We start from the raw sequence: 23,947 nt of genomic DNA on the forward strand, positions 1-23,947 counted from the left end.
GGTTTCATAGCGTTATGGCGATCGAACACGACTACTTCGGACTGCTGTCCTCGGGTCCGGACGGATCGATCTTCTGGAGCGAGACGGTGGATCTCGGCGATCAGACGGTGACCGTCGACCTCACCGCGCCCGATCAGGACGACATCTCCCCGGACGCCCTCGACATCGCGGCCGCGCTGATCTCGGGGATCGAGAACGTGGATGCCACAGCACGGCGAGGCATGCTCGCCGAAGTCGACGACCGCACCAGCGAGGTGACGGAGTACATCCTGCAGCAGCAGGAGGCCTACGGCGAAGAGCTCCCGGACATGCTCGTCGATGTCAGCGGGGACGACTCGGTCGACATCATCCGTTCGCTCCGCCTGATGAGCATGACGATCCTCGCCGACGAGCACGGCGGTTCCGAGCCGTTCGCGGTGCTCGAGTATGCGCTCGACGCGGATGAGACCGACGACGTCTTGCTCGTGAACCTCGCCTCCGACGGCAGTGTGCAGTCGGTCATGAGCGCCGATTAGCCCTCATGCACCGCGCCGAGATCAGGACACTGACTCGGGATCTGGAGCGTTTCGGCGCACCGTCCTGATCTGAGGAACTTCTCCTGATTCGGGGCGACGTCGCGGTCGCTCAGACCGCCTGGGCGAATCCGAGGTCGGCGCTCTCGGCGATGTGCGCCAGGTGCGGCGGGATCTCCCGTCCTTTGGAGATCATCGACTGTGCCCACAGCCGGCCGGCGCGGTACGACGAGCGCACCAGGGGACCGGCGAGCACGCCGAGGAATCCGATGCGCTCGGCCTCCTCCTTGAACTCGACGAACTCCGCCGGCTTCACCCAGCGCGCGACCGGCAGGTGCCGGGGCGTCGGGCGCAGGTACTGCGTGATCGTGATGATGTCGCAGCCCGCTGCGTGCAAGTCGTTCAGCGCCTGCACGACCTCCTCCGGCTCCTCGCCCATGCCGAGGATGAGGTTCGACTTGGTGATGAGACCGGCGTCGTGCGCCTGCGTGATCACGTTCAGCGACCTCTCGTACTTGAACGCGGGCCGAATGCGCTTGAAGATCCGCGGCACGGTCTCGACATTGTGTGCGAACACCTCGGGCCGGGCCTCGAAGATCTGCCCCAGGAACTCGGGGTCGCCATTGTGTTCGTTCGCGAGCAGCTCGACCCCGGTGTTCGGATTCTCGGCGTGAATGCGCCGCACGGTCTCGGCGTTCAGCCAGGCTCCCGTGTCGGGCAGATCATCGCGGGCGACGCTCGTGACGGTGGCATAGCGCAGGCCCATGCGCGTGACGCTCTCGGCGACCCGGCGCGGCTCATCGGTGTCGTAGGCGTCGGGCTTGCCTGTGTCGATCTGGCAGAAGTCGCAGCGCCGCGTGCACTGCGAGCCGCCGATGAGGAACGTCGCCTCGCGGTCCTCCCAGCACTCGAAGATGTTCGGGCAGCCCGCCTCCTGGCACACGGTGTGCAGGCCCTCGTCCTTTACCAGCGAATGCAGCGCCTGGTACTCCGGGCCCATCTTCGCCTTGGTCCTGATCCACTCGGGCTTGCGCTCGATCGGCGTCTCGGCGTTGCGGACTTCGAGGCGCAGCAGTCTGCGTCCCTCGGGTGCGGCGGCGGTCATGCAGGGGCTCCTTCGTATTCGGCATCCGCGTACTCGGTGGAGAACGCTTCGGCGACGGCGGTGACGATGTCGGCGGGGGAGATGTCGCGGCCGACCACCTCGCTGACGGTCGTGACGCCGGCGTCGGTGATTCCGCACGGGATGATCCCGCGGAATCCGCTCAGCGTGTTGTCGCAGTTGATCGCGAAGCCGTGCATCGTCACGCCGTTCTGCACGCGGACGCCGATCGCGGCGATCTTGTCTTCACTGAGCGGCCGGCGCACCCAGACGCCGCTGCGTCCCTCGACCTGGTAGCCGTCGACGCCGAGAGGGCGGAGGATCTCGATGAGCACGCGCTCCAGGCGGCGCACATGGGCGACGACGTCCATCGGCTCGGGCAGGCGGACGATCGGGTAGCCGACGAGCTGACCTGGACCGTGCCAGGTGATCTTGCCGCCGCGGTCGACATCGATGACGGGCGTGCCGTCGTGAGGGCGCTCCTGCGGCTCGGTGCGCTTGCCCGCGGTGTAGACGGCTTCGTGCTCGAGGAGGATCAGGGTGTCCGGTCGCGTGCCTTCGACGACATCATGGTGGACCTGCCGCTGCAGCTCCCAGCCGGCGAGATAGGGGACCAGCTGCGGCGAGAGTCCCGCAGTGAGAATGTCGAGCATGATCGCCTTCCGTGCATTATTGGATGCCGTCTAACAATACATCCGGAGTCGGTGGAACGGCCACGGTACGGTGGGAGGGTGAGAAATGAACCGCGCCCGGGACGCCCCCGCGCGTCGTCGCGGGAGACGCTCTCGGAGGCGGCGTGCGAGCTCTTCCTCGAGCAGGGGTATGAGGCGACGTCCGTCGCCGACATCACCCGGCGTGCCGGGGTGAGCAGGTCGAGTTTCTTCAACTACTTCTCCTCGAAATCAGACGTCCTGTGGTCGGGGCTGGATGCGCGCATCGATCAGGCTCTCGTGGGGCTCACCGCGCTCGAAGCGGATGCTGACGCCGAAGCCGTGCGCGGCATCCTGCGCGGCGTGGTTCACGATTTCGCTCCCGATCCGCTGGCTCTTGCGCTGCGCAACGCGTCGGCCATGGGGCTGGAGGATGAGCTTGTCCGGGATACGGGCCTGCGCAGTGCGCGTCTCGCGGACGGGATCGCACATGCCGCGCGGCGAAGCGGCATCGCGGCGATCACGGCGGACATCCTCGGCGCCGCGCATGCGACGGCCGTGCTGTCCGCGTTGCGCGTATGGGCAGAGCGCGGCGCCGGCCACAGCACGCCGGAGTCGCTCGTGGAGGACGCCCTGCGCAGCGTCCACGATCTGCCCTGGCGAAGTTGAGCAGCCCGCGGAAGGATCCACGCTTCGCGCCGCGCTGAGCGCGCACCCGGCGCTCGCGTAGAATCGAGAGCACCATGGCTACCTTTGGCACGCTCTCCGATCGCCTCACCGAGACCTTCCGCAATCTGCGCACGAAGGGAAAGCTCACCGCGGCCGATGTCGACGGCACCGTCCGCGAGATCCGTCGCGCTCTGCTCGACGCCGACGTCGCCCTCGCGGTCGTCAAGGATTTCACCGGGAAGGTGCGCGAGCGTGCTCTCGGCGATGAGGTCAACAAGGCTCTGAACCCCGCGCAGCAGGTCGTGCAGATCGTCAACGAGGAACTCGTCGGCATCCTCGGCGGCGAACAGCGTCGGCTGGAGTTCGCCAAGACCCCGCCGACCGTGATCATGCTCGCCGGCCTGCAGGGATCGGGTAAGACGACGTTCGCCGGAAAGCTCGCCAAGCAGCTCGAGAAGGACGGCCACACGCCGCTCCTCGTCGCCGCCGACCTCCAGCGCCCGAACGCCGTGAATCAGCTGCAGGTCGTCGCCGAGCAGGCCGGCGCCACGATCTACGCCCCGGAGCCCGGCAACGGCGTCGGCGACCCCGTCAAGGTCGCACGCTCCGGCGTCGAGCACGCGCGCCGCCAGCAGCATGACGTCGTCATCATCGACACCGCCGGCCGGCTCGGTGTGGATGCCGAACTCATGAAACAGGCATCCGACATCCGCAAGGCGACGAATCCCGACGAGGTCCTGTTCGTCATCGACGCCATGATCGGCCAGGATGCCGTGAACACGGCGAAGGCCTTCCAGGAGGGCGTCGACTTCACCGGCGTCGTGCTGTCGAAGCTCGACGGCGACGCCCGCGGTGGGGCCGCGCTCTCGGTCGCATCTGTCACCGGTCGTCCGATCATCTTCGCCTCCACCGGCGAGGGCCTCGACGACCTCGAGCCCTTCCATCCCGACCGCATGGCGAGCCGCATCCTCGACCTCGGCGACATCCTCACGCTCATCGAGCAGGCCCAGCAGGCCTTCGATGAGGAAGAGGCGCAGAAGGTCGCCGAGAAGCTCGCGAACGAGGCGTTCACCCTCGAGGACTTCCTCGACCAGCTTCAGCAGATGAAGAAGATGGGCTCGATGAAGAAGATGCTCGGGATGCTCCCGGGCATGGGCCAGATGAAGCAGCAGCTCGACGACTTCGATGAGAAGGAGATCGACCGTACCGAGGCCATCATCCGCTCGATGACGCCGGGCGAGCGTCGTAACCCGAAGGTGCTAAACGGTTCGCGCCGCCTGCGCATCGCCAAGGGCTCCGGCATGACCGTCACCGACGTCAACCAGCTCGTGCAGCGCTTCGACCAGGCAGCGAAGATGATGAAGACCGTCGCGCGCGGCGGAACCCCGAACATCCCCGGAATGGGCCCGGTGCCCGGAATGGGGCGCCCCGGTGCCTCATCCAAGCGCGGCAAGAAGGGCAAGGCGAAGGGCGGATCGCGGTCGGGCAACCCGGCCAAGCGCGCCGCTGAGAACGCCGGCCTGCCGACCGGTCCTGCGACGGGATCCGGCTTCGGGCTCGGCGGTCAGAAGGCGCCGAGCGAGGCCGACCTCGCCGAGATCCAGAAGCTGTTCGGTAAGGGCTGAGGCGGAGGAGCTTCGACCCGGTGCGGCCGCTCAGACCGTCGCTGCTGCTTCTGCCACATCGACTCCGTGCGCCTCGCGCAGTTGCGCCGACGTGTCGTCGACCTCGGCATCCACGCGCGCGGCATCCCAACGCAGGTGCGGGGCGAGCTCCTCGGCGATCGCACGGATGTCGCCCGCATCCACCTCTCCGGTGAACGCGAGACTCGTTCGGCGGAACACGACGTCGCCCACGTGGCGGACCTGCTCGTTCCCGACCATCCACAACAGCTCGCGGCTCGAAAGCAGGTCGCCGACCACCGGCGAGTCGTGCCCGTCGGCGATGAACGCGGAGACCTCGGCGGCGCGCGTGCCGTATCGGGTGAACAGCACACGTCCGCGTTCGTCGTCGCCGACGTTGTCGCGGAGCCATTCGAGCTTGCGGCGCGGGGTCTTAGGGTAGCCGTTCCCGCCGCCGATCCGGACGCCGGCCGTCTTGACGACCCGCTGGCGTCCGAGCTCGTCGAGCACGTGGTTCGCCAGGTTCTCGCCGAGCGCGCGGAACGTCGTCCACTTGCCGCCGACGAGGCTGAAGACCGCCGGGGTGCCGGCATCCTTGCGCCGCTCGATCCGATAGTCACGCGAGACGAAGCCGGGAGCGGTGTCGTCGTGATTGGGCAGCGGCCGGATGCCGGAGTACCGGTACACGATCTGCGAGCGGTCGACGGCGATCGTCGGGAACACGTGCCCGATCAGATCGAAGAAGTACTGCACCTCCTCGTCGGTGCACCGCGCGGGCTCGCGAGGGTCCGCCTCGATGTCGGTGGTGCCCACGAGCACCCGGCCCTTGAGCGGGTAGATGAGGACGATGCGGCCGTCGGAATGCTCGAAGAAGATCTCGCGGCCGCCGGTCGCCTCGAGCAGCTCGGGATGATCGAGCACGATGTGCGAGCCCTTCGTCCCGCCCATGAAAGCGGTGCCGGTGCCCAGCGCCTCGTTCGTGAGGTCGGTCCACGGACCGGAGGCGTTCACGATGACATCCGCCTGCACGTGGAACTCGGCGCCGGTCTCGCGGTCGTGCAACCGGAGACCGGCGTCGTCGAGACCGACCGCCTCGATGTAGTTCAGCGCGTGGGCGCCCGGGTGCGCCGCCTCGCCGTCGCGCAGGACGTCGAGGGCGAGACGCTCGGGGTCATGGACGGACGCGTCGTAGTACGTCGCGGTGTACTTGATCTTCGGATCGAGCTTCGGCAGCTGCTCCAGAGACTTCCTGCGCCCGAGGAACCGGTGACGCGGGACGTTGCCGCCGTCGCGCGAGAACGTGTCGTAGAGAGTGAGCCCGATCTTGATGAGGAAGGCGCCGCGCTCCTGCGGCTTGCCCTGCTGGTGTCTCAGGAACCGCAGGGGAGCGGAGAAGATGCCGGAGAACGTCGAGTAGATCGGGATCGTGGTCTGCAGCGGCTTGACGTAGTGCGGCGCGATCTTCAGCAGACCGTTGCGCTCGGTCACGGACTCCTTGACCAGACGGAACTCGCCGTTCTCGAGGTACCGGATGCCGCCGTGGATCATGTGGCTGGATGCGGCGGTGGCACCGGATGCGAAGTCCTCCCGCTCGACGAGCAGGACGTCGATGCCCTGCATTGCGAGATCGCGGAACGTGGAGATGCCGTTGATGCCTGCTCCGATGACGATGACGCTCGTGCGTCCCCGCTCGCGCGCCGCGCGGACGCTCTCTCGGTCGATCGGTGTGCTGACAGCGCTCATCATCTCTCCTCGGTGGGCCTTCACCGTATATCCTGAGCCGGTCAGCACACCTGCGCAAGGCGGTTGCACGAACGTGCAAGGAGAGACGATGCCCGACAGATCTGCGGACCCGAAGGCGGGTTCCGCGCTGCGCGCCGCGCAGCTGTACTACCTGCAGGACATGACGATGGATGCCATCGCGCGAGAGCTCGGAACGTCCAGGTCGTCGGTGTCCAGGCTCCTCAGCCATGCGCGCGACACCGGTCTCGTGGAAGTGCGCCTCCATCCGCCCCAGGAGCAGGAGCTCCGGCTCGAGGAGGCGATCAGAGCGCGCTTCGGAATCGCGGCGCACGTCGTGCCGTCGCCGCAGACGCTGTCGGACGTCGAGCGGTTCGAACGGGTCGCGATGAGCGCGGCACGGCAGCTGCCGCTGTACTTCGACTCGAACATGACGCTCGGCATCGCCTGGGGATCCACGCTCGATGCGATCAGCCGTCACCTGCCGAAGAAGGAGACCCACAACTCCACCGTCGTGCAGCTCAACGGCGCCGGCAACACCTTCACCAGCGGTGTCGACTACGCCAGTGAGATCCTGTACCGATTCGGTCAGGCCTTCGGCGCCGCCGTGCAGCAGTTCCCGGTTCCGGCCTTCTTCGACGATCCGCACACGAAGGACGCCATGTGGCGCGAGCGCAGCACCCGACGGGTGCTCGAGCTCCAAGCGCGTGCCGACGCCGTGCTCTTCGGGCTCGGCTCGCCGTTCGCCGAGGTGCCCAGTCGGGTGTACGCCGGCGGATATCTCGATCGCGCCGACTACCGCACCCTGCGTGACGAGCGGGTCGTCGGCGACGTGGCGACGGTGTTCTACCGTCAGGACGGCAGCTCGAAGGACATCGCGCTGAACAGTCGGGCCACCGGTCCTGCCTTCCCCGTCCTGTCGCGCGTCTCCAGGCGGATCTGCGTCGTGGCCGGCGTGCAGAAGCTGGCGAGCCTGCGCGGCGCGATCGCCGCGCGGCTGATCACCGATCTCGTGCTCGACGAGCATCTGGCGGAGCAGCTCGTCGACGGGTGACCTGTGCACGTTCGTGCGCCGCGGTCGGGTATGCGGCCGCCGTTCTCCTAGGCTGTGGTGCAGACCAGACAGCGCCGTCACCGGCTGGAGAACACACATGCACATCGTCGCCATCGATCAGGGCACCACGAGCACAAGGGCCATCGTCTTCGACGACAAGGGCGCGATCGTCGCCACTGGCCAGCGCGAGCACGAGCAGATCTTCCCCGAGGCGGGTTGGGTCGAACACGACCCCGCCGAGATCTGGACCAACACCCGCGACGTGATCGAAGAGGCGATCGAGGCCGCCGGCATCCCGGCCTCGGACGTCGCCGCGATCGGCATCACGAATCAGCGCGAGACCGCGATCGTCTGGGATCGCACGACCGGCGAGCCTGTTCACAACGCGCTCGTGTGGCAGGACACCCGCACGCAGCCCCTGATCGACGAGCTGGCAGCGAACGGCGGCATCCGGCGGTTCGCCGAGGTCACCGGGCTGCCGCTTGCCACCTACTTCTCGGCCTCCAAGATCGCCTGGATCCTCGAGAATGTCGACGGCGCCCGCGAGCGCGCCGAGCGCGGCGACCTGCTGTTCGGCACACCGGACACCTGGGTGCTGTGGAACCTCACCGGCGGGCCCGACGGCGGCGTCCACGCCACCGATGCGACCAACGCCAGCCGCACGCTGCTGATGGACCTGCGCACGCTCGACTGGGACGAGGATCTCCTCGCGGCGTTCCGCGTGCCGCGCGCGATGCTGCCCGGCATCCGCTCGTCCTCCGAGGTGTACGGCTCGGCGAAGGGGACGGCGCTCGACGGCACCCCGATCGCCGCGATCCTCGGCGACCAGCAGGCCGCGACGTTCGGCCAGGCCGCTTTCGACCGCGGGGAGTCGAAGAACACGTACGGCACAGGGAACTTTCTCATCGTGAACACCGGCGAGGAGATCGTCGAGAGCGAGAACGGACTGATCACCACGGTCGCCTACCGGGTGGGCGACGAGGCTCCCCGCTACGCGCTGGAGGGATCCATCGCGGTCACCGGCTCGCTCGTGCAGTGGCTTCGCGACAACCTCGGCCTGTTCGACGAGGCACCTGAGGTCGAGAAGCTCGCGCTCAGCGTCAAGGACAACGGCGGCGTCTACATCGTCCCCGCCTTCTCCGGTCTGTTCGCTCCGTACTGGCGGCCTGACGCGCGCGGCGCGATCCTCGGACTGACCCGGTTCGCGAACAAGGGCCACATCGCGCGCGCCGCGCTCGAGGCGGTCGCGTTCCAGACGCGCGAGGTGCTGGATGCCGTCGCCGCCGACACCGGCGTGACGCTGGAGGAGCTGCGGGTCGACGGCGGGATGGTGGCCAACGACACCCTGATGCAGTGTCAGGCGGAGGTGCTCGGCGTTCCCGTCATCCGCCCTGCCATCATCGAGACGACTGCCCTCGGCGCCGCCTACGCGGCGGGTCTCGCCGTCGGCGTCTGGGCCGATCTCGATACCCTGCGCGGCATGTGGAAGGAGGACGCCCGCTGGATTCCGAGCACCGACGAGGACGAGCGCGCCCGCCTGCTGGCCCGGTGGCGCAAGGCCGTCACCCGCACCTTCGACTGGGTCGACGCGGACTGACGCGCGATCAAGCGAGTCGCTGACCGATCAGACGACCGGGGCGCCCGGTCCCGAGCGGAACTCGCGGATGAGGTGATGGACGACCTCGCGAAGATCGCCGCCGGTGGCATCGGCGACGCGCAGCTGGCGTTCGTAGCTGGCACCTGAGTCGAGCATGACCCGAGTCGCGGCGAACTCGTCGTCGCAGCCGAGTTCGACGGCGACGGGGGCGAGCGTGTCCAGCAGGTCGGTGAGGTGCTCGCGCACTTCGCGCTGGGTTCCGTTCTGATCGACGATCACGCGGGCATCGAGTCCGTATCGGGCGGCACGCCACTTGTTCTCACGATGGAACCAGGAAGGCATGGTCGGGAGGCGCTCACCGGCATCCAGCCGTCGGGAGAAGTGCTCCACGAGCACCTGCACGAGCGACGCGACCGACGCAAGCTCGGCGAGAGTCGACAGTCCGTCGCAAGCGCGCACCTCGATCGTGCCCCAGCGGGGTGCCGGTCTGATGTCCCAGCGCACCTCTGTGGCGTCGGCCATCACACCGGTGCGCACCATGTCGTCCAGATAGCGCTCGAAGTCCGCCCAGGTCTGCAGTGGCCAGGGGAGTCCTGCCGTCGGCAGCTGCTGGAACACGAGTGCACGGTTGGAGGCGTAGCCCGTGCGCTCCCCGGCCCAGAACGGGCTCGAGGACGCGAGCGCCTGGAGGTGCGGTAGATACGCGGAGAGGGCGCCGATGATCGGCATCACCTTGTCGCGCTCCTCGACGCCGACGTGGACGTGGATGCCCCAGATCATCATGTTCCGGCCCCACCACTGCGTCCGCTCGATCAGCCGGTGATAACGCGTCTTGTCGGTGACGCTCTGGTCGAACCACTGTGCGAACGGGTGGCTTCCGGCCGAGAGGAGCTCGATGCCGGCGGGGTCCGTGCGGGCGCGGACGGCGGCGATTGCCGCGGCGATGTCGCCCACGGCGTGCGCCACGTCCTCGCCGACGCCGCTGGTGACCTCGATCGTGTTCGTGAGTAGCTCGCCGGTGACGGTGTGACGCTCCGGCGCGCTCTCGTCCTCGAGCGCGGCGAGCAGCTCAGGCGCCCGCCCGACGAGGTCGCCGGTGTCGGGATCTGCGAGCATGATCTCCCACTCGAGCCCTACGGTCGAACGAGATGACTGCGCGAACTCCTGCTTCACGAGCACAGTCTGACACGCCGAGCCTGCGACTCCCGACATGCGGCTCGCGACGTTTCGCGCCCGCGGTCGGGATCTGGCAGAATAGAGGGTCGGACGACGTTCTCGACCCTCTATCCAGATCGCGTCCACCCATTCTGAGCTTCCGCCGGGTGTGCACCCCACTCTCCAGGCGACCAGTTCGTTCCTTCCACACCATTCAGGAGAATCGTGGCTGTAAAGATTCGTCTCAAGCGCCTGGGCAAGATCCGCGCGCCTTACTACCGCATCGTCGTCGCCGACTCGAAGACCAAGCGCGACGGCCGCGTGATCGAGGAGATCGGCAAGTACCACCCGACCGAGCAGCCCTCGTTCATCGAGGTCGACTCGGAGCGCGCGCAGTACTGGCTCTCCGTCGGCGCCCAGCCGACCGAGCAGGTCGCCGCCATCCTCAAGCTCACCGGGGACTGGGGCAAGTTCAAGGGCGACAAGGACGCGAAGTCCACCGTCCAGGTCGCAGAGCCCAAGGCTCCGTTCGAGATCGACTCGGCGAAGAAGTCCGTCGTCAAGCCCAAGGCGGAGAAGAAGCAGGAGGCTCCCGCAGAGGAGGCCCCCGCCGCCGACGCGGAGGCCGCTGAGGCTCCCGCCACCGACGCAGAGTAATCGCTGTGCTCGCCGCCGCGCTCGAACACATCGTCAAGGGAATCGTCGATCACCCTGACGATGTCCGCATCACTGCCTCCACCTCGCCGCGAGGCGACCTCCTCGAGGTGCGTGTGCACCCCGATGATCGTGGACGCGTGATCGGGCGCGGCGGCCGCACCGCGAAGGCACTGCGCACGCTCATCTCCGCTCTGGCGGATGGACAGCGTGTCCGTGTTGACGTCGCGGACGACTGACGTGGCCCAGAGCGACGGCAACCAGGGCAAGAACCAGCTGAGGGTCGGCCGCCTCGTCAAGGCGCATGGTCTCAAGGGCGCACTCAAGCTGGAGCTCTACACCGACAACCCCGAGCGCCGTTTCGTGCCGGGTGCCGAGTTCACGTTGCAGGTGCCCGAGGCATCTCCGTGGCACGGCAAGTCCATCACCGTCCGCGAGTACCGCGTGATGAACGGCAATCCGGTGGTCTTCTTCGAGGGCGTCGATGATCGTGAGGGTGCCGAGGCTCTTGTGCGCGCGATCCTCTGGATCGATCAGGACGCCGATGAACCCGAGGACGATGCCTGGTACGACCACCAGCTCGTCGGACTCGATGTCGTGCGTGATGACGTGGTCATCGGCAAGCTCGTGCGCGTAGAGCACCTCCCTGCTCAGGACCTGCTCATCGTCAAGCCGTCCACCGGCTCGAGTCAGGGCGACGAGGTCATGGTCCCGTTCGTCGAGGCGATCGTGCCGGCCGTCGACATCGCCGCCGGACGCGTCATCGTCACGCCTCCCGCAGGTCTCTTCGAGGAGCTCGCGGAGGCCGACGAGACGAACGGCCAGGGCGACACCGCCGAGTGACCGATCGCTACGATCAGCGCATGAGGATAGACGTCGTCTCGATCTTCCCGTCGTACTTCGACGGTCTTGCGCTGTCCCTGCTCGGCAAGGCTCGCGAATCCGGCATCCTGGACCTGCACGTCCACGACCTCCGGGATTGGACGAGCGACCGGCATCGCACCGTCGACGACACCCCGTACGGCGGGGGAGCGGGCATGGTCATGAAGCCGGAGCCGTGGGGCTTGGCTCTCGACGAGCTCGCGGCCTCATCATCGGAGCCGACCATCATCTTCCCCTCGCCCGCCGGTGAGGTATTCCGCCAGGCGACGGCACGCGACCTCGCGCAGCGCGAGCATCTGATCATCGGCTGCGGCCGCTATGAGGGCATCGATGAGCGCGTGTTCGAGTACGCCGCGACGCTCGGAGAGGTGCGCCTGGTCAGCCTCGGCGACTACGTGCTCAACGGTGGCGAGGTCGCCGCAATGGCGATGATCGAGGCGGTCGGACGCCTGATCCCCGGAGTGGTCGGCAATCCGGAGAGCCTCGTCGAGGAATCGCACGAGGACGGCCTCCTGGAGTACCCGTCATACACGAAGCCGTCCGCCTGGCGCGACCGCGCCGTTCCGGAGATCCTGCTCAGCGGCAACCACGGCGCGATCGCCGCGTGGCGCCGGGACCAGCAGGTCGAACGCACCAGGGTGCGGCGTCCCGACCTTCTCGGCGACTGATCAGACCGGGGTCTCGACCTCGTCGAGCAGCTCATCCTCGGCGTCGGCATCCCGATCGCGCCGACGCGGCCGCTTCACGGGCGCCGGACGGCCCTCCGCCTCTTCACGATGCTTCTGCACCTCGGTCCGGATCATGTAGAAGATGAAGATGAAGCCCATCACACCGAACAGGATCCACTGGATCGCGTAGGACAGGTGCGGTCCCGGATCGTCCGTGGGGGAGTCGAATGATCCGAGCGCCGTCTCGGGGGCCGGCACCTCCTCGACGAGCCGGCCATAGGCGCTGACGACGACGACCCCGTCCAGATCGTCGGCGATGGTCGGCAGATGGATCGTGGGGACCTGGCCCTCCGGTGCGCTGCGGCCCGAGCTGGGCAGCTGCTCGCCGGGGCGCAGGCGCACGATGACCTCGACCGTACCGGACGGCGGTGCAGGAACGGCATCCGGTTCGGGACCCTCGCCGGGCGGAACCCAGCCGCGATCGACGATGAAGACACGCCCGTCGTCGTCGCGGAACGGTACGAGCACCTCGAACGCGCTCGTGCCGCCGTGCGGACGGTTGCGCACCAGCACCTGCTCACCGGAGAGATAGTGGCCGTGCAGAGTCACCGGATGCCATTCGTCAGCGGCATCCAGCTCACCGTCTGCTTCGATCAGGTCGCCGAGCGGTACTGGGTCGGCGTCGTAGTTCTGCTCGACCAGCGCGATGTCTGCGGCCCTGCTCTCGTTCCTCTCGAACTGCCAGTTCGAGAGGAAGACGCACGCGACCGCGAAGCCGATCGCGATGAGGAGGTACACGCCCCACCGCACGAAGCGATTGCTCATGCCGGGAGTCCCTCCCGGACGGTCACGGGGAAGTCGCGGGCGGCGAGATAGTCGCGCAGGAAGCTCATGTGCTCGTCGCACGCCAGCCAGATCTTCTCGCGGTCTGCGCTGTGGATGCGGGGATTGCGCCACACGATGTGCTGGGTGGCATCGCGCCGGCAGCCGGCGCGTGAGCATTCGTGCGTCACTTCTCGTGGTCCTCTGGTGTCTGACGCTCCTGGATCGTGATGACCGTGGGATCCGCTTCGGCAGGAGCGGCGGCCGGCGTCGATGTCGTGAGCTGCTGGACCGGCGATTCCGCGGGAGGGGTTGCCGTCGGGCTGACAGCGTTCGCGAAGACCACCGCGATGTACGGCAGGATCGCGGCGGCGATCGCGAACACCCAGGTGTACCAGCCGTACGGGGTCACCAGCACCGTGAGCGCGAAGCAGGCCATGCGGATTCCCATGGTGATCCAGTAGTTGCGCACGCGCGCCGAGGCCTCGTCCCGCGGCGCTTGCGGCAGAGACGTGACGGCGGCGGCGTGCGAGTGCTTCACAATGCTTCCAGCCTACGCCGCGCGAGCGCTCCTGGAGACCTGTCCAGCGTCGGAGACCGCCTCAGCTGACGCCGTAGAGCAGGAAGGGGAGGGAGCCGAGGAACAGGAACGAGAAGATCCCGATGACGATCAGGAGTGCGATGATCGCGACACCGGCGTACCCCGTGATCAGCCCGGCGATGGCCATTCCGCGCCCGGCGACCGCGGAGTTGCTGCGCGTCTGCTTCAGGGCCATGTGCCCGGTGACCACGGCCGCGATGGAGGCGAGCAGCGCGACGAACGTCCAGCTGAACACGATGCCGGCGATGCCGGTGATGAGCGATGTGACCGCGAGGCCGCTGGTGGGTCGCGCAGGCGCGTATGGCTGCGCAGGGTACTGCGGTGCCGCGTACTGCTGTCCCTGATGCTGCGGGGCAGGGTACTGCTGTGCCTGATACTGCTGCGGCGCGGCCGGCGCACCAGGATACGCCTGAGGTGCGGCAGCGGGATTCGCGGGCGGCACCGGCGGAAAGGTGGGGTGCTCGCCGGGGGTCGTGTTGTCGTCGCTCATCGCGATCCCTTCATCAGGCTCGGGTGTCGTCTCCATCATGGCGTGAATCCGACTCCGGGGCACGTGCGACCACCCCGATAGGATGGCTTCCGGCCGGTCCGCACCGACCGATCGGCCCCGTGGGAGTGAGAATCATGAGTACAGAACGCGTCGTCCTCGTCACCGGCGGCAATCGCGGCATCGGTCGTGCGATCGCGGAGCGCTTCGTGCGCGACGGTTATCGCGTCGCCGTCACCGCCCGCAGCGGTGAGGGCCCCGAAGGCACGCTCACCGTGCGGGCCGACGTGACGGATGCCGCCGCCATCGACGCGGCCTTCACCGAGGTCGAGAACACTCTCGGGCCCGTCGAAGTCGTCGTCGCGAACGCCGGCATCACCAAGGACACGCTGTTGATGCGCATGAGCGAAGATGACTTCGACAGCGTGGTGGCCACCAACCTGGGCGGGGCGTTCCGCGTCGTCAAGCGAGCCTCGAAGGGGATGCTGCGTGCGCGCTTCGGACGCGTCATCCTGATCTCCAGCGTCGTCGGCCTCTACGGCTCGGCCGGGCAGGTGAACTACTCCGCCTCCAAGAGCGCGCTGGTCGGTTTCGCCCGCTCGCTCACGCGCGAGCTCGGCGCGCGCGGGATCACCGCCAACGTGGTGGCCCCCGGTTTCATCGACACGGATATGACCGCCGAACTGCCTGAGGAGACCCAGAAGCAGTACAAGGCCAGCATCCCGGCGGCGCGCTTCGCTACACCGGACGAGGTCGCCGGCGTCGTCACCTGGCTCGCCGGCGACGACGCCGCCTACATCTCAGGCGCCGTGATCCCGGTCGACGGCGGCCTCGGCATGGGGCACTGACTCACTGACTCACTGACTCGGCGATCAGCGCGGCGAGCCGCCCGGGCTGGGAGAACTGCGGCCAGTGTCCGGAGCCGATCTTCTCAACGGTCACGTCGCCGATCGCACGGTACTCCTCGGCGTACGCGCCCCACTGGTCGAGCTCGGCCTCCAGCTGATGCCGATCCATTCGGCCCATCAGCATGGTCACCGGCACGCGATGCCGCTCGCCCGACAGCGGCACGGGGTCGGAGGGCACGCGCGCCGGCACCGATCGCGTCAGCGGGAGCGTGCGCGCGCGGGTCTGCGCATCGAGGTCGGAGACGTCTTCATCGGGGAAGAAGTCCCATCCCGGGAAGGGCACGACGCCGTCGACCGGCGCGAACGAGGAGATGCCTGATTCCGGCGGCGGCGGCACCGTGTCGACGAAGACGACCCGTGCGACCTGGTCGGGGCGCGCGTCTGCCGCGCCCCAGACGACATTGCCTCCGCCGCTGTGGCCGACGAGCACGACCGGGCCGTCCGCGGCGTCGATCTTCTCGACGACGGCGGCGACCCAGTCGGACATGCCGACATTGGCCGATCGCTCGGCGGGTTCGCCGACGCCCGGGAGGGTCAAGGGAAGCGGACGATGGCCGGCAGCCACGAGCGCGGGCACGACGTCGTCCCACGAGGATGCTTCGAGCCAGAGGCCGGGTACGAGAATGATGTCCATACCGCGACGCTACGCGCGGCCTCGGACATCCGCCAGAGCAGCGATCAGGGCAGCAGAGGGATGACCGCGCGGAGGTCCCGCGGGCCGATGACGAGATTCGCCGACCGGCGGACCATCGGCTTGGCGTTGAAGGCCAGGCCGAGGCCGGCAGTCGCCATCATCTCGAGGTCATTGGCGCCATCGCCGATCGCGATGGTGGCGTGCAGCGGCACCTGCAGCTCGCGCGCCCACTCGCGCAGCGATGCGGCCTTGACCGCGGCATCCACGATCTCGCCGTCGACGACTCCGGAGAGCGTGCCGTCGTCGACGGTCAGTCGATTCGCCCGCCAGCGATCGACGCCGAGCCCGGGGGCGATGTGGTCGAGGATCTCGTGAAACCCGCCGGAGACGACTCCCACGATTCCGCCGCGGTCGTGAACAGCGGCGGTGAGCTCGCGCACGCCGGGGGTGGGCTGGATCCGGCTCCTGACGCGCTCGAACGCGTCCGTGGGAACCCCGGTGAGCTCCTGCACCCGTGAGCGCAGACTGCTCGCGAAGTCGACCTCACCGCGCATCGCCGCCTCGGTGGCCGCCTGCACCTCCGCGCGCCGTCCGGCTTCATCTGCGAGAAGCTCGATCACCTCGTCGCGGATCAGGGTGGAATCGGCATCGAGGACGACGAGGAAGCGCGCAGCAGTCACGCGATCGAGCGTAGCGCCCGATCGACGGCCGGCCCGTTCACCGCTCGATGAGCTCGCCCTTGCCGACGACGGTGATCCCGGATTCGGTCACGGTGAAGCCGCGTTCCAGATCCCGCTCCCGGTCGACGCCCACGGTCGCGCCGTCGAGCATCACCACGTTCTTGTCGAGCACCGCCCGGTGCACGCGCGCCCCCTGCCCGACGACCACGCTGTCGAAGACCACCGAGTCCGTGATGGTCGATCCTCCCGCAGCCAGGGTGCCGGGCCCGATCACGCTGCGCTCGAGGTGAGTGCCGGAGAGCACCGAGCCGGGAGAGACGATGGAGTCGATCGCGTTGCCGATGCGCCCGACCGCGTCGCGCACGAACTTCGCGGGAGGGGCGTTCACGCTCTGCGTGCGGATCGGCCAGAGCGTGTTGTACAGGTTGAACACCGGGAGGGTTGCGATGAGGTCCATGTGCGCGTCGAAGAACGAGTCGATCGTTCCGACGTCCCGCCAGTAGGCACGGTCCCGCGGCGACGAGCCCGGCACGTCGTTGTTCTTCATGTCGTAGTAGCCCGCCTCGCCGCGGTCGACGAAGTACGGGATGATGTCGCCGCCCATGTCGTGACTCGACGTCGCGACCTCGCCGTCCGCTTCCACCGCTTCGATGAGCGCATCCGCGTCGAAGATGTAGTTCCCCATCGACGCGAGCACCTCGTGCGGCGAGTCGGCGAGCCCCGTGGCGTCCGTCGGCTTCTCCAGGAACGCGCGGATGAGGCCGGACCCGTCGGGATCGGCGTCGATCACACCGAACTGGTTCGCGAGCGCCAGCGGCTGGCGGATGCCGGCGACCGTCGCCCTGGCGCCCGATTCGATGTGCGCTTCGATCATCTGCTGGAAGTCCATCCGGTAGACGTGGTCGGCGCCGATGACGGCCACGATGTCCGGCTTCTCGTCGTTGATGAGGTTCAGGCTCTGCAGGATGGCGTCCGCTGACCCCGAGAACCAGCGCTTGCCCAGACGCTGCTGCGCCGGCACCGAGGTGATGTACGAGTCCAGCAACGACGACATGCGCCACGTCTGGGTGATGTGCCGATCAAGGCTGTGCGACTTGTACTGGGTGAGCACCACGATCTGCCGGAGTCCCGAGTTGATCAGGTTGGAGACGGCGAAATCGATCAGCCGGTACTGCCCGCCGAACGGTACGGCCGGCTTCGCCCGATCAGCCGTGAGAGGCATGAGTCGCTTGCCCTCTCCACCGGCGAGAATGATGCCGAAGACCTTCTTTGGGGCTGCCATGGCTCCACCATAGAACCCGAACACGTCGCTGTACTAGCGTTCAAGCATGCGCGTCGACATGATCACCAAGGAGTACCCGCCGGAGATCTACGGCGGGGCCGGAGTGCACGTCGCTGAACTGGTCTCGGCGCTCCGGTCATCGATCGATGTGCGGGTCCGTGCCTTCGGTTCCGAGCGCGCCGAGCCAGGCACGCAGTCGTACCGATCGCCGGTCGAATTGGAGGGCGCGAACGCCGCCGTTCAGACGCTCGGCACCGACCTCGTGATGGTGGCGGACGTCGCCGGCGCCGACCTCGTGCACAGCCACACCTGGTACGCGAACTTCGCCGGTCACATCGCCTCGCAGCTGCACGGTATCCCGCATGTCCTCACGGCGCACAGCCTCGAACCGCTGCGCCCGTGGAAGGCCGAGCAGCTCGGCGGCGGGTACGTCGTCTCGAGCGGCATCGAGAAGCTCGCCTATGAGAACGCGGCGGCGATCATCGCGGTGTCGGCGGGCATGCGCGCGGACATCCTCCGCAGCTACCCGCAGGTCGACCCTGCGCGGGTGCGCGTGATCCACAACGGCATCGACGTCGAACGCTGGCGGCCGGTCGAGAACGACGCGTTCCTCTCCGAGATCGGCATGGATCCCTCGCGCCCGTCTGTGGTGTTCGTCGGCCGCATCACTCGCCAGAAGGGGCTGCCGTACCTGCTGCGGGCGGCGGAGCTGCTGCCGCCCGAAGTGCAATTGATCCTGTGCGCCGGCGCCCCCGACACCCCGGAGATCATGACCGAGGTGCAGGAGGGGGTTCGCCGCCTGCAGCGCTCGAGAGACGGCGTGATCTGGATCGAGCGGATGCTGCCGCGCGACGAGCTCAGTGCGATCCTCACCGCAGCGACGACCTTCGTGTGCCCGTCCGTCTACGAGCCCCTCGGCATCGTGAACCTCGAGGCGATGGCGTGCGGAGTGGCGGTCGTCGGCACTGCCACAGGCGGCATCCCGGAGGTCGTCGATGACGGCATCACCGGCCGCCTCGTGCCGATCGAACAGGCGCACGACGGCACAGGAACGCCGATCGACCCCGACGGATTCGTCGCCGATCTCGCTCGCGTGCTGACGGAGGTGGTCGCGGATCCGCAGCGCGCCGCCGCGTACGGCCGCGCAGGCCGGGAACGCGCGACGAGGGAGTTCAGCTGGGCCGCGATCGCCGACACCACGCGCGCGCTCTACGCGGAGCTGACGGACTGAGCCGATAGGCTGGGGGCATGCCGAGCGCTCTTGATTTCACCGATGTCGTCGTGCGCCGTGACGGGCGCAACATCGTCGATCATGTGACCTGGCAGGTCGCAGACGACCAGCGATGGGTGGTGCTCGGGCCGAACGGCGCGGGCAAGACCACGCTGCTGCAGCTGGCGGACACGCTCATGCACCCGACATCCGGGACCGTGACGATCCTCGGCGAGACGCTCGGCCGCACCGACGTCTTCGAGATCCGACCGCGGATCGGCTTCGCGTCCTCGGCGATGGCCAAGCGCATCCCGCGCGAGGAGACAGTGCTCAACGTCGTCCTGACCGCGGCGTACTCGGTCACCGGCCGGTGGAACGAACTGTACGAGAACATCGACGAGCGCCGCGCGCTGCGCGTCCTGGGGGAGTGGAAGCTCGATCACCTCGCCGATCGCACGTTCGGCACACTCAGCGACGGCGAGCAGAAGCGTGTGCAGATCGCGCGCGCGGTGATGACCGACCCCGAGCTCCTGCTGCTCGACGAGCCGACCGCATCGCTGGACCTCGGAGCACGTGAAGAGCTGCTGGGACTGCTCAGCGGCTACGCATCTTCGCCGACGACGCCGGCCATGGTGATGGTCACGCATCACGTCGAGGAGATCCCCGTGGGCTTTACGCACGTGCTGCTGCTGCGCGATGGAGAGGTCGTCTCGGCAGGTCCCATCGAGCAGACGCTGACGGCGGATGCTCTCACCGAAGCGTTCGGCATGCCGATCTCCCTGTCGGCGGAGGACGGCCGATACGCGGCCCGCGCATCGGCCTGATCCGAGGATCTGCTAGAATCGATCCTTGGTGCACTCGCGCCCTTCGACTTTTCCTCTATTCGCACCAGTAAGCCAAGGAATCAGCAATGAAGACTGACATTCACCCCGACTACAAGAACGTCGTATTCCGCGACCTCGGCTCGGGCGAGACCTTCCTGACCCGTTCCACGGTCACCAGCGACAAGACCATCGAGCTGGACGGCGTGGAGTACCCGGTCATCGACGTCGAGATCTCCTCGGCCTCGCACCCGTTCTACACGGGCAAGCAGCGCATCATGGACTCGGCCGGTCGCGTCGAGAAGTTCAACCAGCGCTTCAAGGGCTTCGGCGGCAGCAAGTAAGCTTCCGGTTCGAAAGAAGGCTCCGCTCCGGCGGGGCCTTCTTCGTATCTCCGACGGTCCGCGTATCCGAGCGGTCTCACCGTAGCGGGATCAGTCGATCTCGATCGTGATCCGACCGTCGTCACCCATGCGACCGGGGTCCCTGTCGGGCGTCGGCGCCGGGATCGAGGCACGCTGTTGGCGATCGCGATCCTGATTCGCGTCGTGCGCGGTCGGCGACCACACCGCATCGAAGGCGCCAGCGAGGCCGCCGCTCATCGCGTCGCGGTACTTCTCCTCGACCGGTCTTCGGGAGAGCGAGTGACGCAGGCCGATCACGAGCAGGATCGGGATCGTCGCGAACACGATCCCGATCGTCGCCCAGCCCACGATGTCACTCATGAGCCAAGCTTAGAACCGCCGGTACCGCGTAGGCATCCGCCCTCAGATCGATCCCGAAGTTCTGTCCCGCACGGGCCACGTGCCGTCGAGGGCGTCTTCAGGCTCGATGCGCCCGATCCGGATGAAGTACTCGGTGAGACTCTCGGCCTGGGTACGCGCCCAGCCGATCTGCTGCGTGTGGAGCTCGTGCGCAGAGCCCGCGAGCGGAAAGCTCCGCGCGATCGCCTGGGCGACGCGCCCCGCGGCGATCGCATCCGCCGACGCCTCGTGCGCGCCGTCGAGCGGGACTCCGTAGTGCTGTGCGACGACCTCCAGAGTGCGCTTGCCCTTCCTGTAGCGGTCGACGGCCTTGTCGATCACCAGCGGATCGATGATCGGTCCCGGTGCCTCGAGGACAGGGAAGCCATGGCGGACGCACTCGTGAGTGAGAAGCGAGAAATCGTAGGCGGCGTTGTACGCGACGACGGGAAGACCCTGCGCGAACAGCGATCGCAGCGAATCCGCGACCTCGGCGACGACCTCGTGGGCGGGCCTGCCGTGTGCTCGCGCCTGCTCGGTCGTGATGCCGTGCACCGCCGCGGCGCCGTCGGGGATGGGCACGCCCGGGTCGGCGAGCCAGGAACGGGCGGCGATCTCACGCCCCTTCGCGTCGAGCACGCCGACGTGCGCTGTGACGATGCGGTCGGCCGTGACATCGACGCCGGTCGTCTCCAGGTCGAAGACGCCGATGCGGCCGAGCCAGGTCGGGAGGTCGAGATCGAGTGCCATGAGATTCTCCTATGTCACGCCCCACGCTAGGGACGACCTCGGACATCGCGCCGCAGGCACGCCCGTAGACTGATTCCATGCCCGTGCCCTCGCCCTATGCCGATCGGCTCAGCCGCATCCCGATCGAACGACGCGAGGTCGACGTACGCGGTGGTCGCACCGCCTACTGGGTCTACGGGCCGGAAACCGCCGCGATGACGATCATCGCCGTGCACGGCTTCCGCGGCGAGCACCACGGTCTCGAACCCGTTCTCGCCTACCTCCCCGAGGTCAGGGTCATCGGCCCCGATCTGCCGGGGTTCGGTGAGAGTGCACCGCTGCCCGGGCGCACCCATGATCTCGACGAGTACGCGCAATGGCTGCGCGAGTTCGCAGCCGCCGTCGCCCCCGGTGCGATCATCCTCGGTCATTCCTTCGGCTCGATCGTCGTCTCCGCCGCCGTCGCAGGGGGCCTGGAGACGCCACGACTGATCCTCATCAACCCCATCGGCGCGCCGGCGCTGGAGGGGCCGAAGGGCGTCCTGACCAAGCTCGCCGTGCTCTACTACGCGCTCGGAGCGAGGCTCCCGGCCGTCATAGGCACGGCGCTGTTGCGCAACCGCCTGATCGTGCGGGGGATGAGCATCGTGATGGCGAAGACGAAGGACCCTGACCTCCGCCGTTTCATCCACGATCAGCACGACACGTACTTCTCCGACTTCGCCGACCGCGACGCGCTGCGTGACGCGTTCGTGGCGAGCGTCTCACACGACGTCCGGGCGTTCGCTGCCGACATCGACGTGCCCGTGCTCCTGGTCGCCGCCCAGCAAGACGACATCACCCCGATCGAGGCCGAGCGGCACCTGGCGACGCTGTTCGCGGATGCGGAACTCGTCGAGATCGCGGACGTCGGCCATCTCATCCACTACGAGACGCCTGCGGAGGCAGCCGGTGCTATCCGCCGCTTCCTCAGGGTTCCCGTCGCGCGAGACCGATGAGTCCGGCGACGCGGTAGGGGATGACCTCGCCCATCGCCAGCGACGTCTCGGTGCGCTCGACCCCCTCGATCGACAGGATGCGGGCATCCGTGTCGAACAGGTGCCGGGCATCGCGGCAGGCCACGCGGGCCAGCAGATCGATCGATCCGCTCAGGCCGTGTACCTGCAGCACCTCGGGGATGCGCGCGAGCTCTGCCGTGATCCGGGGAAGCTCAGTCTGCCGCAGACCGATGTTGATGAAGGCCTGAAGGGGGAACCCAAGCACCTCCGGTGAGAACGATCGCTCGTAGGACAGGAAGACGCCGGTCTGCTCCAGCCGGGCCATTCGGGCCTGGATGGTGTTGCGCGAAAGACCGAGGCGTTCGGCGAGCGCGACGACGGTCATGCGCGGGTCCTCGGACAGCGCACTCAGCAGTTCGAGATCTACACGATCAAGCGTGGACATAGTGCCAAACGATAGCAGGTCGCGATGCCGGGAATTGGGCAACATGCTCAAGTATGGCGCGGATGCTTGAGCGTGCTGATCAGCGGACGTACCCTCGAAGTACCCGATGAAGACGTCGGTACAAGGCGTGCACGTCCCCACAAGGGACCCACACGACAGGAGGACGAAGATGTCACCGCAGACCACTCCGATCGCAGACACAACGCAGGATCTCGAACTCGCAGAGCGGCTGATCGCTCCGGACGGGACCCGGCTGAGCAATCCCGAACTCGACGCGTTCGTGTCCGATGTCGATCCCGCACAGCTGCGTGCGCTGCACCGCGACATGGTCATCCTTCGTCGCATCGACGCCGAGGGCGTCGCCCTGCAGCGTCAGGGTCAGCTCGGTCTCTGGGCGCCGTGCAACGGCCAGGAGGCCTCCCAGATCGGGACGGCCCGCGCGTTGGACCCGATCGACTTCGTGTTCCCGAGCTATCGCGAGACCGGGGTCATCTACGCCCGCGGTGCCCAGCCAGGCGACTTCGTGCGCGTCTGGCGCGGTGAGGAGGGTGCGCCGTACGACCCCATGCAGATGCGAGTGGCCCCGCTCCAGATCATCATCGGGGCCCAGACGTTGCATGCTGTCGGTTACGCGATGGGCATCAAGCAAGAGAAGGCTCCTGAGGTAGCCGTGACCTACTTCGGCGACGGCGCGACGAGCCAGGGCGACGTCAACGAGGCGATGGTTTTCGCAGCCTCGTACCAGGCACCGGTCGTGTTCGTCTGCCAGAACAACCACTGGGCGATCTCCGAGCCGGTCGCTCTGCAGTCGCAGTACCCGATCTCGGGCCGCGCCCCCGGCTTCGGCATCCCGAGCATACGGGTCGACGGCAACGACGTGCTCGCGTGCATGGCGGCGATGCGCTGGGCGCTTGCGCACGCTCGCGACGGCAAGGGCCCCGCCTTCATCGAGGCGGTGACATATCGGATGGGACCCCATACGACGTCGGACGACCCCACGCGATACCGCGACCCGGCCGAGCTCGAGTCGTGGAAGACCCGTGACCCGATTGCGCGCGTCGAGTCGTACCTGCGCGGTCTCGGCGAGATCGACAACGAGCAGATCGCTGCTACCCATGCCGATGCCGACAAGATGGCGCGCGAGATGCGCGCCGAATGCCTCGGCATGGTCACGCGCGAGCCGCTGGCTGTGTTCGACGGGGTGTATGCCGAGCCGCACTGCGGCATCGACCGGCAGCGCGACGAGTACGCCGCGTACCTCGCCACCTTCGAGGAGGCCTGA

Annotated in this window: 29 protein-coding genes; 15 read left to right on the forward strand and 14 right to left on the reverse strand. The window is 67.8% G+C overall.

Annotation, left to right across the window (positions count from 1 at the left end; all coding sequences use genetic code 11):
- The first annotated feature begins 14 nt into the window (after positions 1-14).
- Positions 15-515, forward strand: a complete 501-nt coding sequence (locus IM776_RS07515; protein ID WP_194422355.1) for a DUF2004 domain-containing protein — start codon at positions 15-17, stop codon at positions 513-515.
- Between the two features lie 109 nt (positions 516-624).
- Here IM776_RS07515 and lipA read toward each other — a convergent pair whose 3' ends face one another.
- Together lipA and lipB are read right to left on the reverse strand one after the other, a co-directional pair.
- The gene (gene lipA / locus IM776_RS07520; protein ID WP_194422356.1) at positions 625-1,617 is read right to left on the reverse strand and encodes a lipoyl synthase; all 993 of its coding nucleotides are present in this window, start codon (positions 1,615-1,617) and stop codon (positions 625-627) included.
- A complete protein-coding gene (lipB, locus tag IM776_RS07525; protein ID WP_194422357.1) occupies positions 1,614-2,267 on the reverse strand; it encodes a lipoyl(octanoyl) transferase LipB in 654 nt (217 codons plus the stop codon). The genes lipA and lipB overlap by 4 nt, the downstream gene beginning before the upstream one ends.
- 78 nt (positions 2,268-2,345) lie before the next feature.
- On the opposite strand from lipB, the gene IM776_RS07530 reads away from it, so the two are divergent.
- Entirely contained in the window at positions 2,346-2,933 is a 588-nt protein-coding gene (locus IM776_RS07530) for a TetR/AcrR family transcriptional regulator (protein ID WP_228479966.1), read from the forward strand.
- Between the two features lie 74 nt (positions 2,934-3,007).
- Entirely contained in the window at positions 3,008-4,558 is a 1,551-nt protein-coding gene (ffh, locus tag IM776_RS07535) for a signal recognition particle protein (protein ID WP_194422359.1), read from the forward strand.
- Positions 4,559-4,588: 30 nt separating this feature from the next.
- Here ffh and IM776_RS07540 read toward each other — a convergent pair whose 3' ends face one another.
- Positions 4,589-6,301 (reverse strand): glycerol-3-phosphate dehydrogenase/oxidase, encoded by a 1,713-nt coding sequence (locus IM776_RS07540; RefSeq protein ID WP_422730945.1) that lies wholly within the window; start codon positions 6,299-6,301, stop codon positions 4,589-4,591.
- 85 nt (positions 6,302-6,386) lie between these two features.
- Here IM776_RS07540 and IM776_RS07545 point away from each other — a divergent pair, with 85 nt between their 5' ends.
- Positions 6,387-7,349, forward strand: coding sequence for a sugar-binding transcriptional regulator (locus IM776_RS07545; protein WP_194422361.1), 963 nt, complete (start codon positions 6,387-6,389; stop codon positions 7,347-7,349).
- A gap of 97 nt (positions 7,350-7,446) precedes the next feature.
- On the forward strand, positions 7,447-8,946 hold the full coding sequence (gene glpK, locus IM776_RS07550; protein ID WP_194422362.1) for a glycerol kinase GlpK: 1,500 nt from the start codon (positions 7,447-7,449) through the stop codon (positions 8,944-8,946).
- Between the two features lie 27 nt (positions 8,947-8,973).
- Here the strand turns inward: glpK and IM776_RS07555 are convergent, their stop codons facing one another.
- Complete coding sequence (locus tag IM776_RS07555; RefSeq protein WP_422730942.1) at positions 8,974-10,158, reverse strand: glutamate--cysteine ligase; 1,185 nt, start codon at positions 10,156-10,158, stop codon at positions 8,974-8,976.
- Between the two features lie 168 nt (positions 10,159-10,326).
- Here IM776_RS07555 and rpsP point away from each other — a divergent pair, with 168 nt between their 5' ends.
- Genes rpsP through trmD form a run of 4 tightly spaced genes read left to right on the forward strand, consistent with a single transcriptional unit; the run spans position 10,327 to position 12,305 of the window.
- Positions 10,327-10,758 (forward strand): 30S ribosomal protein S16, encoded by a 432-nt coding sequence (gene rpsP, locus IM776_RS07560; RefSeq protein ID WP_194422364.1) that lies wholly within the window; start codon positions 10,327-10,329, stop codon positions 10,756-10,758.
- A gap of 5 nt (positions 10,759-10,763) precedes the next feature.
- On the forward strand, positions 10,764-10,994 hold the full coding sequence (locus tag IM776_RS07565) for an RNA-binding protein (protein WP_147038582.1): 231 nt from the start codon (positions 10,764-10,766) through the stop codon (positions 10,992-10,994).
- Complete coding sequence (rimM, locus tag IM776_RS07570; RefSeq protein ID WP_194422365.1) at positions 10,957-11,598, forward strand: ribosome maturation factor RimM; 642 nt, start codon at positions 10,957-10,959, stop codon at positions 11,596-11,598. Before IM776_RS07565 ends, rimM begins: the two co-directional genes overlap by 38 nt.
- A gap of 20 nt (positions 11,599-11,618) precedes the next feature.
- On the forward strand, positions 11,619-12,305 hold the full coding sequence (trmD, locus tag IM776_RS07575; RefSeq protein ID WP_194422366.1) for a tRNA (guanosine(37)-N1)-methyltransferase TrmD: 687 nt from the start codon (positions 11,619-11,621) through the stop codon (positions 12,303-12,305).
- Here the strand turns inward: trmD and IM776_RS07580 are convergent, their stop codons facing one another.
- The 4 genes from IM776_RS07580 to IM776_RS07595 all read right to left on the reverse strand — a co-directional run bounded on the left by IM776_RS07580 (position 12,306) and on the right by IM776_RS07595 (position 14,218).
- Positions 12,306-13,130 (reverse strand): SURF1 family cytochrome oxidase biogenesis protein, encoded by an 825-nt coding sequence (locus IM776_RS07580; RefSeq protein WP_194422367.1) that lies wholly within the window; start codon positions 13,128-13,130, stop codon positions 12,306-12,308.
- Complete coding sequence (locus IM776_RS07585) at positions 13,127-13,318, reverse strand: hypothetical protein (RefSeq protein ID WP_194422368.1); 192 nt, start codon at positions 13,316-13,318, stop codon at positions 13,127-13,129. Before IM776_RS07585 ends, IM776_RS07580 begins: the two co-directional genes overlap by 4 nt.
- The gene (locus IM776_RS07590) at positions 13,315-13,668 is read right to left on the reverse strand and encodes a DUF3099 domain-containing protein (protein ID WP_194422369.1); all 354 of its coding nucleotides are present in this window, start codon (positions 13,666-13,668) and stop codon (positions 13,315-13,317) included. The genes IM776_RS07585 and IM776_RS07590 overlap by 4 nt, the downstream gene beginning before the upstream one ends.
- Before the next feature lie 61 nt (positions 13,669-13,729).
- The gene (locus tag IM776_RS07595) at positions 13,730-14,218 is read right to left on the reverse strand and encodes a DUF4190 domain-containing protein (RefSeq protein ID WP_194422370.1); all 489 of its coding nucleotides are present in this window, start codon (positions 14,216-14,218) and stop codon (positions 13,730-13,732) included.
- 134 nt (positions 14,219-14,352) lie between these two features.
- On the opposite strand from IM776_RS07595, the gene IM776_RS07600 reads away from it, so the two are divergent.
- Positions 14,353-15,063, forward strand: coding sequence for a beta-ketoacyl-ACP reductase (locus IM776_RS07600; protein ID WP_194422371.1), 711 nt, complete (start codon positions 14,353-14,355; stop codon positions 15,061-15,063).
- Between the two features lies 1 nt (position 15,064).
- On the opposite strand, the gene IM776_RS07605 is transcribed toward IM776_RS07600, so the two are convergent.
- The 3 genes from IM776_RS07605 to IM776_RS07615 are packed head-to-tail and all read right to left on the reverse strand — an operon-like array spanning position 15,065 to position 17,719.
- Positions 15,065-15,757 carry an alpha/beta fold hydrolase gene (locus IM776_RS07605; protein WP_194422372.1) on the reverse strand — a complete coding sequence of 231 codons (693 nt, stop codon included), beginning with the start codon at positions 15,755-15,757 and terminating at the stop codon, positions 15,065-15,067.
- 44 nt (positions 15,758-15,801) lie between these two features.
- Positions 15,802-16,437: a phosphoserine phosphatase SerB gene (gene serB / locus IM776_RS07610; protein ID WP_194422373.1), complete on the reverse strand. Its 636-nt coding sequence runs from the start codon at positions 16,435-16,437 to the stop codon at positions 15,802-15,804.
- 37 nt (positions 16,438-16,474) lie between these two features.
- Entirely contained in the window at positions 16,475-17,719 is a 1,245-nt protein-coding gene (locus tag IM776_RS07615) for a glucose-1-phosphate adenylyltransferase (RefSeq protein ID WP_194422374.1), read from the reverse strand.
- Positions 17,720-17,765: 46 nt separating this feature from the next.
- Here IM776_RS07615 and glgA point away from each other — a divergent pair, with 46 nt between their 5' ends.
- The 3 genes from glgA to IM776_RS07630 all read left to right on the forward strand — a co-directional run bounded on the left by glgA (position 17,766) and on the right by IM776_RS07630 (position 20,094).
- On the forward strand, positions 17,766-18,950 hold the full coding sequence (glgA, locus tag IM776_RS07620) for a glycogen synthase (protein ID WP_194422375.1): 1,185 nt from the start codon (positions 17,766-17,768) through the stop codon (positions 18,948-18,950).
- Between the two features lie 17 nt (positions 18,951-18,967).
- Positions 18,968-19,753: an ABC transporter ATP-binding protein gene (locus IM776_RS07625; RefSeq protein ID WP_194422376.1), complete on the forward strand. Its 786-nt coding sequence runs from the start codon at positions 18,968-18,970 to the stop codon at positions 19,751-19,753.
- 86 nt (positions 19,754-19,839) lie between these two features.
- Complete coding sequence (locus IM776_RS07630) at positions 19,840-20,094, forward strand: type B 50S ribosomal protein L31 (protein ID WP_147038595.1); 255 nt, start codon at positions 19,840-19,842, stop codon at positions 20,092-20,094.
- 90 nt (positions 20,095-20,184) lie between these two features.
- Here IM776_RS07630 and IM776_RS07635 read toward each other — a convergent pair whose 3' ends face one another.
- Together IM776_RS07635 and IM776_RS07640 are read right to left on the reverse strand one after the other, a co-directional pair.
- Positions 20,185-20,475, reverse strand: coding sequence for a hypothetical protein (locus IM776_RS07635; RefSeq protein ID WP_194422377.1), 291 nt, complete (start codon positions 20,473-20,475; stop codon positions 20,185-20,187).
- Positions 20,476-20,517: 42 nt separating this feature from the next.
- Complete coding sequence (locus IM776_RS07640; protein WP_194422378.1) at positions 20,518-21,243, reverse strand: 3'-5' exonuclease; 726 nt, start codon at positions 21,241-21,243, stop codon at positions 20,518-20,520.
- A gap of 77 nt (positions 21,244-21,320) precedes the next feature.
- Between IM776_RS07640 and IM776_RS07645 the strand changes: the two genes are divergently transcribed.
- Positions 21,321-22,220, forward strand: a complete 900-nt coding sequence (locus IM776_RS07645) for an alpha/beta fold hydrolase (RefSeq protein WP_194422379.1) — start codon at positions 21,321-21,323, stop codon at positions 22,218-22,220.
- Here IM776_RS07645 and IM776_RS07650 read toward each other — a convergent pair.
- On the reverse strand, positions 22,192-22,665 hold the full coding sequence (locus IM776_RS07650) for an Lrp/AsnC family transcriptional regulator (RefSeq protein WP_194422380.1): 474 nt from the start codon (positions 22,663-22,665) through the stop codon (positions 22,192-22,194). The two genes, IM776_RS07645 and IM776_RS07650, sit on opposite strands and share 29 nt — an antisense overlap.
- A 169-nt stretch (positions 22,666-22,834) precedes the next feature.
- Between IM776_RS07650 and pdhA the strand changes: the two genes are divergently transcribed.
- Positions 22,835-23,947: a pyruvate dehydrogenase (acetyl-transferring) E1 component subunit alpha gene (gene pdhA, locus IM776_RS07655; protein WP_194422381.1), complete on the forward strand. Its 1,113-nt coding sequence runs from the start codon at positions 22,835-22,837 to the stop codon at positions 23,945-23,947.

Origin of the sequence: Microbacterium abyssi, assembly GCF_015277895.1 — a bacterium.
In the GTDB taxonomy this organism is placed as follows: domain Bacteria; phylum Actinomycetota; class Actinomycetes; order Actinomycetales; family Microbacteriaceae; genus Microbacterium; species Microbacterium abyssi.

Excerpts from the sequence above, each read along its gene's own strand:
- IM776_RS07515 (WP_194422355.1), top strand. The coding sequence starts at position 15 with ATGGCGATCGAACACGACTACTTCGGACTGCTGTCCTCGGGTCCGGAC.
- lipA (WP_194422356.1), bottom strand. The coding sequence starts at position 1,617 with ATGACCGCCGCCGCACCCGAGGGACGCAGACTGCTGCGCCTCGAAGTC.
- lipB (WP_194422357.1), bottom strand. The coding sequence starts at position 2,267 with ATGCTCGACATTCTCACTGCGGGACTCTCGCCGCAGCTGGTCCCCTAT.
- ffh (WP_194422359.1), top strand. The coding sequence starts at position 3,008 with ATGGCTACCTTTGGCACGCTCTCCGATCGCCTCACCGAGACCTTCCGC.
- IM776_RS07540 (WP_422730945.1), bottom strand. The coding sequence starts at position 6,301 with ATGATGAGCGCTGTCAGCACACCGATCGACCGAGAGAGCGTCCGCGCG.
- IM776_RS07545 (WP_194422361.1), top strand. The coding sequence starts at position 6,387 with ATGCCCGACAGATCTGCGGACCCGAAGGCGGGTTCCGCGCTGCGCGCC.
- glpK (WP_194422362.1), top strand. The coding sequence starts at position 7,447 with ATGCACATCGTCGCCATCGATCAGGGCACCACGAGCACAAGGGCCATC.
- IM776_RS07555 (WP_422730942.1), bottom strand. The coding sequence starts at position 10,158 with ATGTCGGGAGTCGCAGGCTCGGCGTGTCAGACTGTGCTCGTGAAGCAG.
- rimM (WP_194422365.1), top strand. The coding sequence starts at position 10,957 with ATGGACAGCGTGTCCGTGTTGACGTCGCGGACGACTGACGTGGCCCAG.
- trmD (WP_194422366.1), top strand. The coding sequence starts at position 11,619 with ATGAGGATAGACGTCGTCTCGATCTTCCCGTCGTACTTCGACGGTCTT.
- IM776_RS07580 (WP_194422367.1), bottom strand. The coding sequence starts at position 13,130 with ATGAGCAATCGCTTCGTGCGGTGGGGCGTGTACCTCCTCATCGCGATC.
- IM776_RS07595 (WP_194422370.1), bottom strand. The coding sequence starts at position 14,218 with ATGAGCGACGACAACACGACCCCCGGCGAGCACCCCACCTTTCCGCCG.
- IM776_RS07600 (WP_194422371.1), top strand. The coding sequence starts at position 14,353 with ATGAGTACAGAACGCGTCGTCCTCGTCACCGGCGGCAATCGCGGCATC.
- IM776_RS07605 (WP_194422372.1), bottom strand. The coding sequence starts at position 15,757 with ATGGACATCATTCTCGTACCCGGCCTCTGGCTCGAAGCATCCTCGTGG.
- IM776_RS07615 (WP_194422374.1), bottom strand. The coding sequence starts at position 17,719 with ATGGCAGCCCCAAAGAAGGTCTTCGGCATCATTCTCGCCGGTGGAGAG.
- glgA (WP_194422375.1), top strand. The coding sequence starts at position 17,766 with ATGCGCGTCGACATGATCACCAAGGAGTACCCGCCGGAGATCTACGGC.
- IM776_RS07625 (WP_194422376.1), top strand. The coding sequence starts at position 18,968 with ATGCCGAGCGCTCTTGATTTCACCGATGTCGTCGTGCGCCGTGACGGG.
- IM776_RS07630 (WP_147038595.1), top strand. The coding sequence starts at position 19,840 with ATGAAGACTGACATTCACCCCGACTACAAGAACGTCGTATTCCGCGAC.
- IM776_RS07635 (WP_194422377.1), bottom strand. The coding sequence starts at position 20,475 with ATGAGTGACATCGTGGGCTGGGCGACGATCGGGATCGTGTTCGCGACG.
- IM776_RS07640 (WP_194422378.1), bottom strand. The coding sequence starts at position 21,243 with ATGGCACTCGATCTCGACCTCCCGACCTGGCTCGGCCGCATCGGCGTC.
- IM776_RS07645 (WP_194422379.1), top strand. The coding sequence starts at position 21,321 with ATGCCCGTGCCCTCGCCCTATGCCGATCGGCTCAGCCGCATCCCGATC.
- IM776_RS07650 (WP_194422380.1), bottom strand. The coding sequence starts at position 22,665 with ATGTCCACGCTTGATCGTGTAGATCTCGAACTGCTGAGTGCGCTGTCC.
- pdhA (WP_194422381.1), top strand. The coding sequence starts at position 22,835 with ATGTCACCGCAGACCACTCCGATCGCAGACACAACGCAGGATCTCGAA.